Annotated in this window: 1 protein-coding gene; it reads left to right on the plus strand. The window is 53.5% G+C overall.

Annotated elements, in window-relative coordinates:
- The coding region (locus HX817_RS31180; RefSeq protein ID WP_218182546.1) for a hypothetical protein at positions 1-230 on the plus strand (230 nt) is incomplete at both ends.

Consider the following 230-nt stretch of genomic DNA (forward strand, 5'->3'; position numbering starts at 1 on the left):
AGTGTTAAAAGCAAAAGCAAAGACCAGAGCGAAAACAGATCTGCTTTTCTGTGGGAGCGGGCTTGCTCGCGAAAAACCTGAGAGCGCCGCGTTCATCCAGAATGCCCGCGTCATCGTTAACGACCTTCGCGAGCAAGCCCGCTCCCACATTTTTTGGACCGTGCCCGCTTTAGATTTTGATTTGGCTTTTGCTCTTCAACACTCAAGCCGGCCGGTAGGCCGCTGTGCTC

It is taken from the genome of Pseudomonas sp. C6002 (assembly GCF_013385805.1).
GTDB lineage: Bacteria > Pseudomonadota > Gammaproteobacteria > Pseudomonadales > Pseudomonadaceae > Aquipseudomonas.